Raw genomic sequence first — 19,242 nt, 5'->3', positions numbered from 1 at the left:
ACCGTGTCCAAGACTGACCCCTCCGCCAACATCGACAGCGTTTATCCCCTCTCGCCCATGCAGGAGGGGATGCTGTTCCACACGCTGCTCCGCCCGTCCTCGGGCATCTACCTCATGCAGAACCGCTATCGCCTCGAGGGCGACGTGCGGATCGACGCGTTCGTCCGAGGCTGGCGGCTGGTCGTGGCGCGGCACTCCATCCTGCGCACCTCCTTCGTCTGGAAGACCCAGAAGCGCCCCCTCCAGGTCGTCCACAAGGCGGTGGAGGTGCCGTTCGACGTGCTCGACCTCCGCGGCCTCCCCGGCGAGGCCCAGGAGGCCCGCCTCCGCGAGCTGCTGCGCGCCGAGCTCGATGCGGGGTTCGACTTCGGCAAGGCGCCGCTCATGCACCTCCGCCTCGTCCGGCTGGGCGACCAGACCTACGAGCTCGTGCACAGCTTCCACCACATCCTCCTCGACGAGTGGTGCACGTCGGTCCTGATGATGGAGTTCCTCGCCTGCTACGAGGCGCTCGTCCGGGGCGAGACACCCCATCTGCCGCCCGCGCGCCCGTACCGCGATTACATCGACTGGATCGGCCGGCAGGATCTCCCGGCCGCGGAGGCGTTCTGGCGGTCCGCGCTCAAGGGCTTCTCGGCGCCGACGCCGCTCGGGTTCGAGGAGCGCTCCGCGCCCGCGCCGGAGGACGAGGGGCGCGTCGACGATCTCGTGTTCCGGATCGGCGCGGCGCCCACGGCCGCCCTGCGCGCGCTCGCCCAGCGCCACCGACTCACCCTCAACACGATCGTGCAGGGGGCGTGGGCCCTGCTCCTCAGCCATTACAGCGGCGAGCCCGAGGTGCTCTTCGGCGTCACGGTCGCCGGGCGCCCGCCGGAGCTGCCAGACGTCGAGTCCATCGTGGGGCTCTTCATCAACACGCTCCCGCTGCGCGTCCCGGTCCCCGCCGATCAGCCGCTCCTGCCGTGGCTCTCGGCGCTCCTCGACCAGAACCTCCGGCTCCGGCAGCACGAGCACACGCCGCTCGTGGACATCCAGCGCTGGAGCGAGATCGAGCGCGGACAGCCGCTGTTCCACAGCCTCTTCGTGTTCGAGAACGCGCCGATCGATCCCGCGCTCCGCGAGGGGCGCATCGTCTTCAAGGTCCAGGACGTGCAGGACCGCGTGCACACGAATTACCCGATCACGATCATGTCGTGGCCGGACACGGAGCTGCCCCTCAAGATCTCGTACGACCGGTCGCGCGTCCGGCCGGAGCTCGCCGAGCGGCTGCTCAGGCACCTCGGGGCGCTGCTCGAGGGCATGGCGGAGAGGCCCGACGCGCGCCTCGGCGATCTGCCGCTGCTCACGCCGGCAGAGCGGCAAAGGGCGCTCGCGGCGCCCGGCGCGCCGCCGGCGGAGAAGGCCGATCTCTCCTCGTTCGCGGCGCGCTTCCACGCGCAGGTGAAGCGGACGCCCGACGCCGTGGCGGTGTCGTGCGAGGGCCGGCGGCTCACCTACGCGGAGCTGAACCGCGAGGCGAACCGCGCGGCCCACGCGCTCGCCGCGCGCGGCGTCGGCCCGGAAGAGCGGGTGGCGCTGCTCGACGAGCGCGGGATCGACCTGCTCATCATGATCCTCGCCGTGTTCAAGGCCGGCGGGGCCTACGTGCCGCTGGAGCCCGCCTATCCGGCCGAGCGCATCGGGCGGATCCTTGGGTCGAGCGAGCCCCGCGTGGTGCTGACGCGGGACCGGTATCGCGGGGCTTTGGAAGGAGTCTTCTCCTCGGTGGGCGCGCCGCGCCGGCCGGCCGTCGTGACCCTCGAGGACACACGGCGCATGTCCTGGCCCGACAACGACCCGCCCGAGCGCGGCGGACCCGGGAGCCTGGCCTACGTGATCTACACGAGCGGATCGACCGGAGCGCCCAAGGGCGCGATGGTCGAGCGCCGCGGGATGCTCAACAACATGCTGAGCAAGCTCCCGCGGCTCGAGCTCGCGGCCGGGGACGTCATCGCGCAGACGGCCTCGCCGTGCTTCGACATCTCGGTCTGGCAGCTCCTCACCGCCCTGCTCTTCGGCGGGGTGGTCGACATCGTGCCCGACGACGTCGCGCGCGACCCGGGCCGGCTGCTCGAGCACCTGGAGCGGCGCGGGATCGCCGTCGTCGAGGTCGTCCCCGCCGTGCTGCAAGGCATGCTGGACGCGGCGCGCGAGGACCCCGCGCCGCCCGCCCTGAAGCGGCTGCGCTGGATCCTGCCGACCGGCGAGGCGCTCACCGCCGCGCTCGCGCGCGACTGGCTGACCCGCTACCCGGCGGTGCCCCTCATGAACGCGTACGGGCCGGCGGAGTGCTCGGACGACGTGGCGCTGCACCCGCTGACGGCGCCCCCCGCGGCGCACGAGGCGCAGGTGCCGATCGGCACGGCGGTGGACCACCTGCGGCTCTACGTCCTCGATCACCTCCTCTCGCCGCTGCCCGTCGGCGTGCGCGGCGAGCTGTACGTGGGCGGGATCGGCGTGGGGCGCGGGTACCTGGGCGACCCGCGCCGCACCGCGGCCGCGTTCGTCCCCGACCCGTTCAGCCCGGAGCCGGGACAGCGGCTCTACCGGACGGGCGATCTCGGGCGGTACCGCGACGACGGCACGATCGAGTTCGTCGGGCGGCGCGACCATCAGGTCAAGATCCGCGGCCACCGCATCGAGCTCGGCGAGATCGAGGCGCGGCTCGCCGAGCACGCCGGCGTGCAGGAGGCGGTGGTGCTGGCGCGCGAGGACCGGCCGGGCGCGCGGCGGCTCGTCGCCTACGTGGCCGTCGCGGCGCCGGCGCCGGCGCCGGACGCCGAGGCGCTGCGCGCCTGGCTCGCGGCGCGCGTGCCCGAGTACATGGTCCCGCCGATCTACGTGCTCCTGCCGGCGCTCCCCCGCACGGCGAACGGCAAGGTGGACCGCGCCGCGCTTCCCGCCCCCGAGGCGGGCGACGCGCTCTGCTTCATCGCGCCGCGCACGGTGACCGAGGAGCTGCTCGCCGGCATCTGGGCCGAGGTGCTGGGCGTGGAGCGGGTCTCCGCGGAGGCCTCGTTCTTCGACCTCGGCGGCCACTCGCTGCAGCTGACGCAGATCCTCGCGCGCGTGCGCCGCGCGCTCGGCGTCGAGGTGCCGCTCCGGTCGCTCTTCGAGACGCCGACGGTCGCGGCCCAGGCGCGCGCGGTGGAGGCGGCCCGGCGCCGGCCGGACGCCCCGCCGGCGCCGCCGCTCGCCGCGGCGCCGCACGACGGGCCGCTGCCGCTCTCCTTCGCGCAGGAGCGCCTGTGGTTCCTCGCGCAGCTCGAGCCGACCGCGGCCTCGTACAACGTCCCGGCGGCCGTGCGCCTGCGCGGCCCGCTCGACGCGGACCGGCTGGAGCGCTGCCTCGAGGCGGTGGTCCGCCGCCACGCGTCCCTGCGCACGACGTTCGCGGAGCGCGAGGGCCGGCCGGAGGCGGTCGTGCGCGCGTCGCAGCCCGTGAGGATCGCGATCGCGGACCTCCGCGCCCTGCCCGAGGAGGCGCGCGAGGCGGAGGCGCGGCGGTCGCTCGACCAGGAGGCCGGGAGGCCGTTCGATCTGACCGGAGGGCCGCTGTTCCGGGCGACGCTGCTGCGCCTCGGCGAGCGCGAGCACGTCCTCCTGGTCGTCCTGCACCACATCGTGTCCGACGGGTGGTCGCTGAACCTCCTCGTGGGCGAGGTGACGGAGCTCTACGCCGCCGACGCCGAGGGGCGCGCCGCGGCGCTCCCGCCGCTGCCGGTCCAGTACGCCGATTACGCCCGATGGCAGCGCGCGTGGCTCGACGGGCCCGCGCTCGATCGGCAGCTCGCGCACTGGCGGCGGCGGCTCGGCGCGGAGCCGCCGGTCCTGCGGCTGCCCACCGACCGGCCGCGGCCCGCGGCGCGCTCCTACCGGGGCGCTCGCCACGCGTTCGCGCTTCCGCGCGAGCTCTCCGCGAAGCTCGTCGCGCTCGCGCGCGGCCAGGGGGTCACCTCGTTCATGCTGCTGCTCGCGGCCTTCCAGGCGCTGCTCGCGCGCTACAGCGGCCAGACGGACCTCTGCGTCGGGACGCCGATCGCGGGCCGCACCCGCGTCGAGGTCGAGGGGCTCATCGGGTTCTTCGTGAACACGCTCGTGCTGCGGGCAGACCTCGGCGGGGATCCGCGCTTCACCGATCTCCTGGCGCAGGCGCGGGAGGAGGTGCTCGCCGCGCAGGCGCACCAGGATCTGCCGTTCGAGCGGCTCGTCCAGGCGCTCCGGCCCGCGCGCGACCTCGGCCACACGCCGCTCTTCCAGGTGATGTTCTCGCTCCAGGAGGCGGCGCGACCCGCGCGGCCGATCGCCGGCCTCGAGATCCTGCCGCTCGAGGTGGACCCGGGGAGCGCGCAGTTCGACCTCTCGCTCCACATGGCGTCGGCGCCGGAGGAGCTGAGCGGCGCGTTCGAGTACAGCACGGACCTCTTCGAGGAGCGCTCGATCCGCCGGATGGCGGACGATCTCCGCGCGCTCCTGGAAGGGATCGTGGCCCAGCCGGCCGCGCGCCTCGGCGAGCTGCCGCTGCCGGAGCCGCCCGCGCCGGCGCGCGAGGAGCCGCGCGAGGCGGCGCGCGAGGACGGCGCGATCGGCGCGGGAGGAGCGCCGCCGGGCGGCGCGCAGGACGCCGCGCCCGCCACGGCCGCCGAGGCGCAGCTCGCGCAGATCTGGGCCGCGGCGCTGGGCCGCGAGCGCGTCGGCCGCCACGACAACTTCTTCGAGCTGGGGGGCGACTCGATCCTCAGCCTGCAGGTCGTGGCCCAGGCGAAGCAGGCCGGCCTGCGCATCACCGCGCGCCAGATGTTCCAGCACCAGACCCTCGCGGCGCTGGCCGCCGCCGCGGTCGCCTCCGGCGACGCCAGCCTGGCGCCGGACGACGAGGGCGCGGCCGAGGGCGACGTCCCGCTGACGCCCATCCAGCGGCGGTTCTTCGGCCGCGATCTCCCGAACCCGCACCACTGGAACCAGGCGCTCCTGCTCACGGCGAAGGAGCCGCTCGTGTGGCCGGCCCTGGAGGCCGCGGTGCAGGCGCTGCTGCGCCACCACGACGCGCTCCGGCTGCGCTACGCGAAGGAGGGCTCGGGCTTCCGTCAGGCGTACGCGCCCGACGAGCCCGCCGCGGTCGCGCACCGGACGGACCTCTCCGGGGTGCCCGAGGCCGAGCAGCCGCGGGTGATCGAGGCGCACGCGTCGCGGTGGCAGGCCAGCCTGGATCTGACGACGGGGCCGCTCCTGCGGGTGATCGGGTTCGACCTTGGGGCCGGCCGGCCAGGGCGGCTGCTGCTGATCGCGCATCACCTGGTCGTCGACGGCGTGTCCTGGCGGATCCTGCTCGACGATCTCCAGACGGCCTACGACCAGGCGCGGCGCGGAGCGCCGGCGCAGCTGCCCGACAAGACCGCCTCGTTCAAGCGGTGGGCAGAGCGCCTGGAGGACGCCGCGCGCGACGCCGCCCTGCAGCGGGAAGCGGCCTTCTGGCTCGAGCTGCCCTGGGAGCGCGCGGCGCCGCCGCCCGTCGACGATCCGGGGGGCGATCGGTCGGCGCGGGCCATGGCCACGCTCACGGCGGGCCTGACCGAGCCGGAGACGCGATCGCTGCTGGAGTCCGTGTCGGACGCCTACCGGACGCGGATCGACGAGGTCTTGCTGGCCGCGCTGGCCCTGGCCCTCGGCCGATGGACAGGGCAGCGCGCCTCTGCGATCGACGTCGAGGGCCACGGGCGCGGGGGGCTCGACGGGGACGACCCGGATCTCTCGCGCACCGTCGGCTGGTTCACGAGCGTCTACCCGGTGGTGCTCGAGGTGGCGCCGGACGCGGGGCCAGGCGCCGCGCTCAAGGCGGTGAAGGAGCAGCTCCGCCGCGTCCCGCGGCGCGGCTTGCCCTACGGCGTGGTGCGGGAGCTCGGGACGGGCGAGCTCGCGGACCGGCTGCGCCGCCTGCCGGCGCCGCGCGTCGCCTTCAACTACCTGGGGCAGTGGGATCAGGTGATCGGCGCGGGCGCGCGGTTCTCCGCGGCCGCGGAGTCGCCGGGCGCCGAGCACGACCCGCGCAGCCCGCTCCCGTACGACCTCGAGATCGACGCGGCGGTGTACGACGGCCGGCTCGAGGCGACCTTCCGTTACAGCGCCGCGCGGCACCGGGAGGCGACGGTCGCTGCGGTCGGCGCGCTGTGGCGCGACGCGCTGAGAGCGCTGATCGCGCACTGCCTGTCACCCGACGCCGGCGGCTACACGCCCTCGGACTTCACCGACGTCGCGCTCGCGGCGGACGAGCTCGACTCCATCCTCGCACGACTGGACTGAGGCCATGGCAACCAAGAAGAAAGACGTTGAGTCGATTCACTATCTCTCCCCGCTCCAGCAGGGATTGCTCTTTCACGCGGTCTCGGACCGGTCCGCCGACCCGTACTTCGTCCAGACGGCCTTCGTCCTGGAGGGGCGGCTCGATCCGGACGCCTTCGAGCGCGCCTGGCAGGCGCTCGCGGAGCGGCACCCGATCCTGCGCACGGGCTTCGTCTGGGAGGGCGTCGCCAGGCCCGTGCAGGTCGTCCGCCCGCGGGTGACGATCCCGCTCGCGCGCCACGACCTCTCCGGGCTCGCCGAGGGCGAGCGCGAGGAGGCGCTGGCCGCGCTGATGGCCGAGGACCGGCGCGCCGGCTTCGACCTGCTGAAGGCCCCCCTCATGCGGCTCACGCTGGTCCGGATCGCGGAGGATGCTTATTGCTTCGTCAACAGCCATCATCACCTGCTGCTGGACGGGTGGAGCTTCGCCCTCCTGCTGAGGGAGGCGCTGCTCGTCTATCGGGCGCTCGCGCGGGGCGCGATCCCCGAGCTGCCGCGGGCGCGCCCGTACCGGGACTACCTCGCGTGGGTGCAGGCCCAGGACGAAGCGACGGCCGAGCGGTTCTTCCGCGAGGCGCTGGCCGGGTTCCGGGCGCCGACGCCGGTCCCCATGGAGGCCGGCCCGGGACCGGCCGCGGCGCGCGGCGACGCGCCGCCGTTCGCCGAGCAGGCGCTGAGCTTCTCGCGGGCGGAGACGGAGGCGCTCGCGGCCTGCGCCCGCCGCCTGCGCGTCACGCTCAACACGCTCGTGCAGGGCGCGTGGGCCCTCCTGCTCGCCCGGCACGGCGGCGAGGCCGACGTGGTCTTCGGCGCCACGGTGTCGGGCCGGCCCCCGGAGCTCCCCGGCGCCGAGGCCATCGTCGGCGTGCTGATCAACACCCTGCCGGTGCGGGTCCGCGTGGACGAGCACGAGCCGCTCGCCGCCTGGCTCTCGCGGCTGCAGGACCGGAACAGCGAGCTGCGCCAGCACGAGTGGGCCCCCCTGTCCCAGGTCCAGCGCTGGAGCGAGGTGCCGGGCGGGCGCTCGCTCTTCGACACGCTCGTGGTGTTCGACAGCTACCCCGAGGAAGACGTGCCCGGCGGGCCCTCCGACGTGCGCGACGTGCGCGTCCGCCCCCTGCCGCGGCCCGGCGTGCGCGAGGGCGACGCCACGCTCACCGCCGGGCGCAACAACTACCCGCTGTCGCTCATCGTCGAGCCGTCGAGCGAGCTCCGGCTCATCGTGTGCTACGAGCGCCGCCGCCTCGCGCACGACGCCGCGGCGAGCCTGCTCGGGCAGCTCCGCGCGCTGCTCGAGGCGATGGCGGCGCGGCCGCACGCCCGCCTGGCCGAGCTGCCCCTCGTGAGCGGCGCGGAGCGGCGGCGCCTGCTCGAGGGCGGGAACGCGACGGCCGCGGCCTTCCCGGCGGCCTGCGTCCACGAGCTGTTCGAGGCGCACGCCGCCGCCCGGCCCGACGCGCCGGCGGTCGTCTGCGAGGAGACGGCGCTGACGTACCGGGAGCTCGACCGCAGGACGAACCAGCTGGCGCGCCGGCTGCGGGCGCTCGGCGTGCGGCCCGAGGACCGGGTCGCCCTGTGCGTCGAGCGCTCGGCGGAGATGGTCGTCGCGCTGCTCGGAGCGCTCAAGGCCGGCGCCGCGTACGTGCCCCTCGATCCGAAGTTCCCGCGCGAGCGGCTCCGCGCGGTGGTGGAGGACAGCGGCGCGCGGGTCGTGATCACCCAGGAGCGATGGGCCGGCGCGTTCGACGCGCCGGGGCCGGCGCTGCTCTTCCTGGACCGCGACGAGGCCGCCCTGAACGCCCTGCCCGATGGGCCGTTCGGCCCCGCGGCCCGACCCGAGAACCTCGCCTACCTCATCTACACCTCGGGCTCGACCGGCCGGCCGAAGGGCGTGGCCGTGGAGCACCGCCACCTCGCGAACTACGTGCGCGGCGTGCTCACGCGGCTGCCCCTCCCCGAGGGCGGCGGCATGGCGCTGGTCTCGACCGTCGCGGCCGATCTCGGGCACACGTCGCTCTTCGGCGCGCTCTGCTCGGGCCGCGCGCTGCACGTCCTGTCCGAGGCGCGGATCTTCGATCCCGACGCGACCGCCGAGGCCATGAGCCGCCACGGCATCGACGGCCTGAAGATCGTCCCGAGCCACCTCGCGGCGCTGCTCGAGGCGGCGCACCCCGAGCGCGTGTTGCCGACGCGCTGCCTCGTGCTGGGCGGCGAGGCCTCGAGCTGGGCGCTCATCGACCGGATCCGGGCGCTCGCCCCGGATTGCGCCGTCGTCAACCACTACGGCCCCACCGAGACCACGGTCGGATCGCTGACGTACCCGATCGACGCCGCGGCCGACCGATCGGCGGCGACGGTGCCCATCGGCCGGCCGCTGCCCAACACGCAGGCCTACGTCCTCGGCAGGAACATGGAGCCGGTGCCGGTGGGCGTGCCCGGGGAGCTGTACCTCGGCGGCGCCGGCGTGACGCGCGGCTACCACGCGCGCCCCGAGCTGACGGCCGAGCGCTTCGTCCCGGATCCCTTCGGCGGCACCCCGGGCGGCCGCCTGTACCGCACCGGGGATCGAGCGCGCGTCCTGGCCGACGGCGCGATCGAGTTCCTCGGGCGCACCGACCATCAGATCAAGCTGCGCGGCCACCGCGTCGAGCTGGGCGAGATCGAGGCGCGCCTGCGCGAGCAGCCCGAGGTGCGCGAGGCGGTCGTGGCGGCGCGGGACAGCGGCGGCGCGACGCGGCTCGTGGCCTACGTGGTGAGCAGGGACGCGGCGCCCCTCGACGCGGCGGCGCTCCGCGCGCGGCTGGCGCTGCACCTCCCCGACTACATGGTCCCGAGCGCGATCGTGCCGCTGCCCGCGCTGCCGCTCACCGCGAACGGCAAGATCGACCGCGCCGCGCTGCCCGAGCCAGAGCGGGCCGGCGCGCCGGAGGACGGCGGCTTCGTCGCGCCGCGCAACGAGGTCGAGGCGACGCTCGCGCAGGTCTGGGCCGAGGTGCTGGGGCAGGAGCGGGTCGGCGTGCACGACAACTTCTTCGCCCTCGGCGGCGACTCCATCCGGAGCCTCCAGGTCGTCGCGCGCGCCAACAAGCGCGGCCTCAAGCTCAGCCCGAAGCACCTGCTCGACCACCCCACGGTGGCCGCAGCCGCGGCGGCCGCGGCGGTCGCGGTCGTGGACGCCGGCGAGACGAGGGCGGAGGGCCCCGCGCTCCCCACCGAGCTCCCGCTGAGCGGCCTCACGCGAGACGAGCTCGATCGGGTCCTGCCGGACCGGTCGGGCATCGAGGATGTCTACCCGCTGTCGCCGACGCAGGAGGGCATGTTGTTCCACACCCTCCTGAACCCGGGCTCGGGCATCTACCTCATGCAGCAACACTACACGTGGGCTGGCCGGCTCGACGCCGATCTCATCGTCGAGGCCTGGCAGCGTGTCGTCGCGCGGCATCCCATCCTGAGGACGTCCTTCCTCTGGAAAGATCTCGAGCGGCCGCTCCAGATCGTCCACCGGCACGTCGATCTCTCCGGTGTCATCCAGGTCCTGGACTGGCGCGGTCTGCCCGAGGCCGAGCAGGAGGCCCGCCTCGCCGAGACGCTCGAATCCGAGCTGACCGCCGGCCTCGACATGACCCGCGCGCCGCTCTGGCGGCTCCGGCTGATCCGCGTGACGGAGGACGCCTGCCGCATCGTGCGGAGCTTCCACCATATCCTCACCGACGGCTGGTGCTTCTCGCTGCTGATGATGGAGTGCCTGTCGTACTACACGGCCTTGCGGGAGGGGCGGCCGCTGGAGCTGCCCCGGCTGCGTCCTTATCGCGACTACATCGCCTGGCTCGGGCGGCAGGACCTCTCCGCGGCCGAGCGCTTCTGGCGCGGCGAGCTCCGCGGCTTCACCGCGCCGACGCCCCTCGGCGTGGAGCGAGCCATCCCTGGCCATCCGGAGCAGCCCGCGGGCATGGGGGATGCGGTCATCGAGCTGGACTCGGCCGCCACCGAGGCGTTGATGGGCCTCGCGCAGCAGCACGGGCTGACCCTCAACACCCTCGTGCAAGGGGCCTGGGCGCTCCTCTTGAGCCGCTATAGCGGGCATCGCGACGTCGTGTTCGGCGTGACGGTGGCAGGGCGCCCGGCCGATCTGCCCGACGTGGAGACGATCGTCGGGTTGTTCATCAACAGCCTGCCGCTGCGGGTGATGGTGGCGCCCGAGCAGCCGCTCCTCGCGTGGCTGAAAGATCTCCTGGCCCACAACTACCGCCTCCGCGAGTACGAGTATTCGCCGCTCTCGCAGATCCAGCAGTGGAGCGAGCTCCCCAAGGGACAGCCGCTCTTCAACAGCCTGGTGGTCTTCCAGAACGCGCCGATCGACCCCCGGCTGGGCGAGCAGGTGGGCGATGTCCGCCTCTCCTTCGAGCAGGCCAGGATCCACAACAACTATCCGCTGACGATCGTGGCCTATCCGGGCTCGGAGCTCGGGCTCCGGCTCTCGTACGACCGGCGGTGGCTCGACGGCGACGCCGCCGGCCGCATGCTCGACCAGCTGCGCCAGCTGCTCGAGGAGATGGTGCGGCGGCCGCGCGCCCGGGTGGGCGATCTGGCGCTCCTCCGCGAGGCCGAGCGGCGGCGCGCGCTCATCGAGTGGAACGCGACGGCCGCGGCCGTGCCGGCGGACGCCTGCGTCCACGAGCTGTTCGAGGCCCACGCGGCGCGCCGGCCGGACGCGGCCGCCGTGGTGTACGAGGAGACGGCCCTCTCGTACCGGGACCTCGACCGGAGGGCGAACCAGCTGGCGCGCCGCCTGCGGGCGGCCGGCGTGGGGCCCGAGGATCGCGTCGGCCTGTGCCTCGAGCGGTCGGCGGAGATGGTCGTCGGACTGCTCGGCGTGCTCAAGGCCGGCGCCGCGTACGTGCCGCTCGATCCCAAGTTCCCGCGAGAGCGGCTGGACGCCGTGCTGGCCGACAGCGGCGCCCGCGTGGTCGTCACGCAAGCGCGGTGGGCGGGCGCGCTCGACGCGCCGGGGCGGACGTCGCTGTGCCTGGACCGCGACGCGGCGGCCCTGGCGGCCGAGGCGGCCGAGCCGCTCGGCGCGACGGCCCGGCCCGAGAACCTCGCCTACCTCATCTACACCTCGGGCTCGACGGGGCGCCCGAAGGGCGTGGCCGTGGAGCACCGGCAGCTCGTGAACTACGTGCACGCCGTGCTCGCGCGGCTGCCGCTCGCGGAGGGCGCCGGCCTCGCGCTGGTCTCGACCGTCGCGGCGGACCTCGGGCACACGTCGCTCTTCGGCGCGCTCTGCTCGGGCCGCACGCTGCACGTGCTGTCGGGCGACCGGACGTTCGATCCGGACCGCATGGCCGAGTACATGAGCCGCCACGGCGTCGATGGCCTGAAGATCGTCCCGAGCCACCTCGCGGCGCTGCTCGAGGCGGCGCGCCCCGAGCGCGTGTTGCCCCGGCGCTGCCTCGTGCTGGGCGGCGAGGCCTCGAGCTGGGACCTCATCGACCGGATCCGAGCGCTCGCCCCGGAGTGCGCCATCATCAACCACTACGGTCCCACCGAGACGACGGTCGGGTCGCTCACGTGGGAGATCGACGCCGCGCGCGACCGGCCTGCGGGGCCCGTGCCGATCGGCCGGCCGCTCGCCAACACGCAGGCGTACGTGCTCGACCGGAACATGGAGCCGGTGCCGGTGGGCGTGCCCGGGGAGCTCTACCTCGGCGGCGCCGGCGTGACGCGCGGCTACCACGCGCGCCCCGAGCTGACGGCCGAGCGCTTCGTCCCGGATCCCTTCGGCGGCTCGCCCGGCGGCCGCCTGTACCGGACCGGCGATCAGGCGCGCTACCGCCCGGGCGGCGCGATCGAGTTCCTCGGGCGCACCGACCACCAGATCAAGCTGCGCGGCCACCGCGTCGAGCTGGGCGAGATCGAGGCCCACCTGCGCGAGCAGCCGGAGGTGCGCGAGGCGATCGTGGTGGCGCGGGACGACGGGAAGGCCAAGCGCCTCGTGGCCTACGTGGTGGGCAGGGACGCGGCGGCGCTCGAGACGGCCGCGCTCCTCGAGCGGCTCGCGCAGCGCCTGCCGGACTACATGGTCCCGAGCGCGATCGTGCCGCTGCCCGCGCTGCCGCTCACCGCGAACGGCAAGATCGACCGCGCCGCGCTGCCCGAGCCAGAGCGGGCCGGCGCGCCGGAGGCCGGCGGCTTCGTCGCGCCGCGCAACGAGGTCGAGGCGGCGCTCGCGCAGGTCTGGGCCGAGGTCCTGGGGCGGGACCGGGTCGGCGTGCACGACAACTTCTTCGCCCTCGGCGGCGACTCCATCCGGAGCCTCCAGGTCATCGCGCGCGCCAACAAGCGCGGCCTCAAGCTCAGCCCGAAGCACCTGCTCGACCACCCCACGGTGGCGGAGCTGGCCCGCGACGTCCAGCCGCCGCGCGCCGACGCGGACGCCGCCGAGGAGCCGCCGCTCGTCCCGGTGCCACGGCAGGCGCCGCTGCCGCTCTCGTTCGCGCAGCAGCGCCTGTGGTTCCTCACCCAGCTCCAGCCCGAGAGCGCCGCGTACAACATGACCGCGGCGGTGCGCGTCGCGGGGGACCTGGATCTCGCGCTCCTGAAGGAGAGCCTCGTCGCGCTCGCCCGGCGCCACGAGCCGTTGCGCACCACGTTCGGCACGATCGACGGCGAGCCGGTGCAGGTCATCGCCCCGGACGGGGCGCCGGCCTTCGAGGTCGTGGATCTGTCGGCCACGCCGGACGCGGAGCACGACGCGGCCATCCAGCGCGCGGCGTCCGAGCGCGCCGCGGTGCCGTTCGACCTCGGCCGCGGTCCGCTGGTCCGCGTGACCGCGATCAAGCTCCGCGACGACGAGCACGTGCTGGTGTTCGTCATGCACCACATCCTGACGGACGGCTGGTCCATGAACGTGCTCGTGGTCGAGCTGGCCGAGCTCTACCAGGCGGCGCGGGCGGGCCGCCCGCCGGCGCTGCCGGCGCTGCCGATCCAGTATGCCGACTTCGCCGTCTGGCAGCGAGCATGGATGCGGGGAGCGGTCCGCGAAGCGCACCTGGGCTATTGGCGTCAGCGGCTCTCGGATCATCCGCCGGCGCTCGACCTGCGCACGGACCGCCCGCGGCCGGCGGTGGTGAGCTATCGCGGGGCTCGCCACGTGATGACGGTGGATCGAGGGCTGGCCGAGGCGCTCCGCGCCCTCGGCCGGCGCGAGGGCACCACCCTGTTCATGACGCTGCTCGCGGCGTTCAAGGTCCTGCTCTTCCGGCGCACCGGCCAGACCGACCTCCTCGTCGGGACCGACGTGGCCAACCGCAGCCGCGTGGAGACCGAAGGGCTCATCGGGTTCTTCGTCAACCTGCTGGTCCTGCGGACGGACCTCGGCGGTCAACCGAGCTTCCTGGAGCTGCTCCGCCGGGTCCGTGAGGTCACGCTGGACGCGTACGCGCATCAAGACCTGCCCTTCGAGCAGGTCGTGGAGGCCGTGCGCCCGGCCCGCGATCCAGGCCGGCACCCGCTGGTGCAGACCCTGTTCGTTCTGCAGAACACGCCGAGGACCAACATCGATCTACCGGGGGTCCGCTTCAGCGCCGTGGATCTCGACTGGAAGATGTCGCGGTTCGACCTCGGGGTGTTCGCGGAGGAGACGGAGGAGGGGCTCCGGGCTCAGTGGACGTACCGGGCCGATCTGTTCGAGCCCTCCACGATCGAGGGCATGGCGACGGAGCTCGTCGCCCTGCTGCGGGCCATCGTGGAAAGCTCCGAAGATCGCATTACGGCGCTCGCAACCTCGACGAGAGAGGAACGCACGATGCCAAGTCACGCGCAAGGGAACGCGCGCGGTCAGGGCCGGCCCAAGGGCCTCAAGCACATCACGCCTCGCAGGGTGGGAATCGACCACGGCGCGCTGGTCTCCACCGGCACGCTCGGCGGAGGGCCGCTGCCGCTGGTCGTCCAGCCCGCCGTCGACGACGTGAACCTCGCGGCCTGGGCCGCGCAGGAGCGCGCGCTCGTCGAGGCCCAGCTCGATCGGCACGGCGCGGTGCTGTTCCGCGGCTTCGGGCTCCGGTCGGTCCCGGAGTTCGAGCAGGTCGCGCAGGCCGTCTGCGGCGAGCTGTTCGGCGAGTACGGCGATCTGCCGCGAGAGAAGACCGGGCGGCAGGTCTACGCCTCGACGCCGTATCCGGCCGACAAGGCGATCCTGTTCCACAACGAGAGCTCGCATATCCCGCGCTGGCCGCTCAAGCAGTGGTTCTTCTGCGTCCAGGCCGCCCCGTCCGGCGGCGCGACGCCCATCGTGGACTGCCGCAGGGTGCTCGAGGCGCTGTCGCCCGAGCTCCGCGAGCGCTTCCGGCGCCTCGGCCTGCTCTACGTGCGGAACTTCACGCCGGGCTTCGACGTGAGCTGGCAGGACTTCTTCCACACGACGGATCCCGCGGTCGTGGAAGAGCGCTGCCGCTCGGGCGGCATGGGGTGCGCGTGGCTTCCGGGCGGCCGGCTGCGGATCAGCCAGCGCGGCCCGGCCGTGCTCGCGCACCCGCGGACGGGAGAGCAGGTGTTCTTCAACCAGGTTGAGCTGCACCACCCGGCGTACCTGGAGGCGCCGGTGCGCGACTCGCTCCTGTCCATGCTCGGCGAGGAGTGGCTGCCTCGCAACGTGTACTACGGCGACGGCTCGCCGATCGACGTCGAGACGACGCGCGCCGTGGGCGAGGCCTACGAGCGCTGCGCCGTGCGGTTCCCGTGGCGGGAGGGCGACGTCCTCCTGCTCGACAACATGCTCGTGGCCCACGGCCGCGATCCGTTCTCCGGTCCACGGAAGATCGTCGTGGCCATGGGCGAGATGATGACGGGCGAGACGGCGACGCCGGGCGCCCGCGGCGAGGTGGCGTCATGACGATGCAGGTCACGGAGTCGACGCCGAGCGTCCAGGGGGTGCGCCTGTCGCCGCAGCAGCGGCACCTCTGGGCGCTCCATCAGCGCGGGGCCGCGGCGTGCGCGCGCGGGCTCCTCCGGCTGGAGGGAGACCTCGATCCCGCGCGGCTCTCGGGCGCCCTCGCCCGCGTCGTCGCGCGCCACGAGATCCTGAGGACGACGTTCCGCCGGGACGCGCGCCTCCGGTTTCCGCTGCAAGCCGTCGGCGAGGCGGCGCCCGCGTGGCGCCGCGTGGATCTGACCGGCCGCGCGGCCGGCGACCAGGAGGCGCACGTCGAGGCGCTCTGGCGCGACGCCGCGCGGCTCGGGTTCGACCTCGAGCGCGGGCCGCTCCTCCACGTGTGGCTGGTGCGCCGCGCCGCGCGGCGGCACGATCTGCTCGTCGCCGCGCCCGCGCTGTGCGCCGACGCGTGGACGCTGCGCCTCCTCTTCGACGAGCTGGCCGAGGCCTACGCCGCCGGCGATCGAGGGGCGCTCGGGGCGGAGCCGGTGCAGTATGCCCAGTTCGCCGAGTGGCAGAACGATCTCGTCGGCGCGGCGCAGGGCGCCCGGGCTCCGGCGGCGGCGCCCCTCGTCCTCCCGTTCGAGGGCGCCGCCGCGGAGGGCGGCGCCTCCGAGGAGGCCGTCGCGATCGAGGTCGACGCGGCGCTGCTCGACCGGCTGAGCGCGCTGGCCCGCGGCGAGGGGATCCGGCTCTCCTCGGTCCTGCTCGCGGCCTGGCACGTCCACCTCGCGCGCCTCGGCGGGTCGCGGGAGCTCGTCGTCGCCGTGGCCTCGGAGGGGCGGCAGATGGAGGACGTCCAGGAGGTCATGGGCCCGGTGGCCAAGTGGCTCCCGGTGGCGTGCCGCGTGGACGACGCGCTCGGGTTCGCCGACCTCGCGCGCCGGGCGCAGGCCGGCGTCGAGGAGGCGGCGGAGGGGCAGGAGTCGTTCGATCCCGGCTCGCCGGCCGACGGCGGATGGCACGCCAGCGCCGTCGGCTTCGAGCTCCAGTCGCTCCCGGAGCCCCGGGCCGCGGGGGGCCTCTCCTGGCAGCTCGAGCGCCAGTGCACGGGCGCCGGCGGGCTCAAGCTCGCGCTCTCGGCCCAGGAAGGGCAGGGCCGCGTGCGGCTCTCGCTCCGGTACGACGCGCGCCGGTGCGGGGCGGAGGGCGCCCTGGCGATGGCGGAGCAGTACCGGGCGCTGCTCGGGAGCGTGGCCGAGGGCTGGTCGGCGCCGGCCTCGAGCCTCGGCCTGCTCGGCCCGGCGGAGCGGGCGCGGCGGCTCGCGGCGGGCCGGGGCGCGGCGCGCGACGGGGCGCCGCCGCGGTGCCTGCACGCCGCGTTCGAGGAGCACGCCGCGCGGCAGCCCGACGCGCTGGCCGTGGTCGGGGGCGAGCGGCGGCTCACGTACGGCGCGCTGAACCGGCAGGCCAACCGGCTCGCGCACCACCTCCGCCGGCGGGGGGTCGGCGGCGGCAGCCCGGTCGGCCTCTGCTGCGAGCGCTCCGCGGACATGATCGCGGGCCTCCTCGGCATCCTCAAGGCCGGCGGGGCCTACGTGCCGCTCGACCCGCACGCGCCCCCGCAGCGGCTCGCCCAGCAGATCCGCGGCGCGGGCCTCTCGGTCCTGGTCACGAACGCGGCGGCCCGCCCCCGGCTGCCGGCCGCGGACTGCGCCGTGGTCTCCGTGGACGACGCGGCGCTGCTCGACGCCGAGCCCGCCGGCGACCCGGGCGTGCCGGTCCTGCTCGACGATCTCGCGTCGGTCGTCTTCACGTCGGGGTCCACGGGCGAGCCCAAGGGCGTCGCCGTCACGCACCGCGGCGTCGCCAGCTACACCCGGTCGGTGTGCGAGGCGCTCGGGATCGAGGCCGGGCTGCACTTCGCGACCGTCTCGACGCTGACCGCGGATCTCGGCAACACGAGCATCTTCGGCGCCCTCGCCACGGGCGGGTGCCTGCACGTGATCGGCTACGAGACGGCCACCGACGGGCGGCTCTTCTCGGAGTACGCCCGGCGCTGGCCGCTCGACGTGCTGAAGATCGTGCCGTCCCACCTGAGCGCGCTGCTCGACGCGGGCGCCGGGGCGGCGGTGCTGCCGCGGCGGCTCCTCGTGCTGGGCGGCGAGGCGCTGCCGCTCGCGCTCGTCGACCGGATCGCGGCGCTCTCGAGCGGCTGCGCGGTGGCCAACCACTACGGGCCGACCGAGACGACGGTGGGCGCGCTGGTGTTGCCGCTCGGCGACCTGCGCGATCGGCGCGGGTGCGCCTCGGTGCCGATCGGCCGCCCGCTGGCGAGCGCGGAGGCGTACGTGCTCGACGAGCGCCTGGAGCCGGCGCCGGCGGGCACGGTGGGCGAGCTGTACCTCGGCGGGGCCGGGCTTGCGCGCGGGTACCTCGGCCAGCCCGATCTGACCGCGGAGCGGTTCGTGCCGCACCCCTTCGGCGCGGGCGCGCGCCTCTACCGGACGGGCGATCGGGCGCGCTACCGGCCCGACGGCGCCATCGAGTTCATGGGCCGGCGCGATCACCAGCTGAAGATCCGCGGTCACCGGGTCGAGCTCGGGGAGATCGAGGCGCGCGTCCGGGAGCATCCGGCGGTCGGGCAGGCGGTCGTCATCGCCGCGCGCCAGGACGGCGCGGCCGGGTCGACCATCGTCGCCTACGTCGTCCCCCGGGACGGCGCGCTCGACGAGGCTGCGCTGCGCGCCTTCCTGAGGGAGCGGCTCCCCGAGTACATGCACCCGAGCGACGTCGTGCTGCTGCGCGCGCTCCCGCTGACCGCGAACGGAAAGGTGGATCGGCGCGCGCTGCCCAGCCCCGCGGCGCGGCGGCGGCGCGCGTACGTCGCGCCGCGGACGCCGGTCGAGGAGGCGCTCGCGAAGATCTGGGCCGACGTCCTCGGGCGCCCGCAGGTGGGCGTCGAGGACGACTTCTTCGACCTCGGCGGGCACTCGCTGCTGGCGATCCCGCTGATGCACCGGATCCAGCAGGCGCTCGGCGGCTCGCTGTCGCTGATGGCGATCTTCGAGGCGCCGACCGTGGCGGGGCTCGCGCGGCTGCTCGGCGGCGAGCGCCCGGCGTCGAGCGTCGTGGCGCTCCGCGCGGCCGGGTCGCGCCCGCCGCTCTTCTGCGTGGACCCCACGGGCCGGCATGTCAGGGCGTACGAGGGCCTCGCCGGCGCCCTCGGCGACGACCAGCCCGTGCTCGGGCTCGAGCTCGGTCCGGCGCTCGCGCGCGAGGCCGAGGCGGTGTCGATCCGGCGGATCGCCGAGCGGCTGTCGTGCGAGATCCGGGAGCGGCAGGCCCGCGGCCCCTACCTCCTGCTGGGCTGGTCGCTGGGCGGCGTGCTGGCGCTCGCCGTCGCCCGGGCGCTGGAGGAGCAGCGCGAGACGGTCGCCTTCGTCGGCCTCCTGGACACGCAGCCGCGCACGCGCGTCTACGCGTCGGGCGAGCCGGACGCCGTGGAGGAGCTCGCCGCGTACGTCGCGCTGGATCGCAGGGCGGCGTTGCTCGCGCTCCCGCCGGCGGAGCTCGACGCCTTGCGCGCGCGGCTCTCGGGGCTGGGCGAGGTCGACCGCGTGAACGAGGCCGTGCGGTGGGCCCAGGCACGCGGCTTCGTGCCGGGCGACGTGCCGGCCGCCGCCTTCCACCCCCGGTACGCGCTGCTCCGGGACGCGGCCGTGTTCTTGAACGAGCTGCCGCCGCGCGGCCTCCGGGCGCCCATCCACGTCTTTTGGAGCGCCCAGACGATCGAGCGCCGCGGCGGCCCGCCCGTGGACTGGCAGCAGTACACGGCCGGCGCGGTGCGCACGGCGATCGTGCCCGGCGATCACTTCGCCGCCGTGCAGGGGGCCGACGTGCACGCGCGCGTACGCGCGGCCCTGGAGACCTTGGACCTGGGGGAGCGCGCCCCGGAACGCCCGGAATCGACAAACCCGTCTCGCTAGGGA

At 74.9% G+C, this 19,242-nt stretch carries 3 protein-coding genes; all 3 read left to right on the top strand.

The window, feature by feature from the left end:
- Positions 1-3: 3 nt before the first annotated feature.
- From WMF26_RS46715 to WMF26_RS46705, 3 genes are read left to right on the top strand one after another with little or no spacing between them, the layout of a single operon-like run.
- A complete protein-coding gene (locus tag WMF26_RS46715) occupies positions 4-6,339 on the top strand; it encodes an amino acid adenylation domain-containing protein (RefSeq protein ID WP_437997981.1) in 6,336 nt (2,111 codons plus the stop codon).
- Between the two features lie 4 nt (positions 6,340-6,343).
- Positions 6,344-15,271, top strand: a complete 8,928-nt coding sequence (locus tag WMF26_RS46710; RefSeq protein ID WP_437997980.1) for an amino acid adenylation domain-containing protein — start codon at positions 6,344-6,346, stop codon at positions 15,269-15,271.
- Positions 15,268-19,239: a non-ribosomal peptide synthetase gene (locus WMF26_RS46705; protein WP_437997979.1), complete on the top strand. Its 3,972-nt coding sequence runs from the start codon at positions 15,268-15,270 to the stop codon at positions 19,237-19,239. Before WMF26_RS46710 ends, WMF26_RS46705 begins: the two co-directional genes overlap by 4 nt.
- The last annotated feature ends 3 nt before the right edge of the window (positions 19,240-19,242 follow it).

The sequence above is a fragment of the Sorangium sp. So ce185 genome (genome assembly GCF_051526825.1).
Taxonomy (GTDB): Bacteria; Myxococcota_A; Polyangia; order Polyangiales; family Polyangiaceae; genus Sorangium; species Sorangium cellulosum_D.
This window is presented reverse-complemented; position numbering and strand designations above follow the sequence as displayed.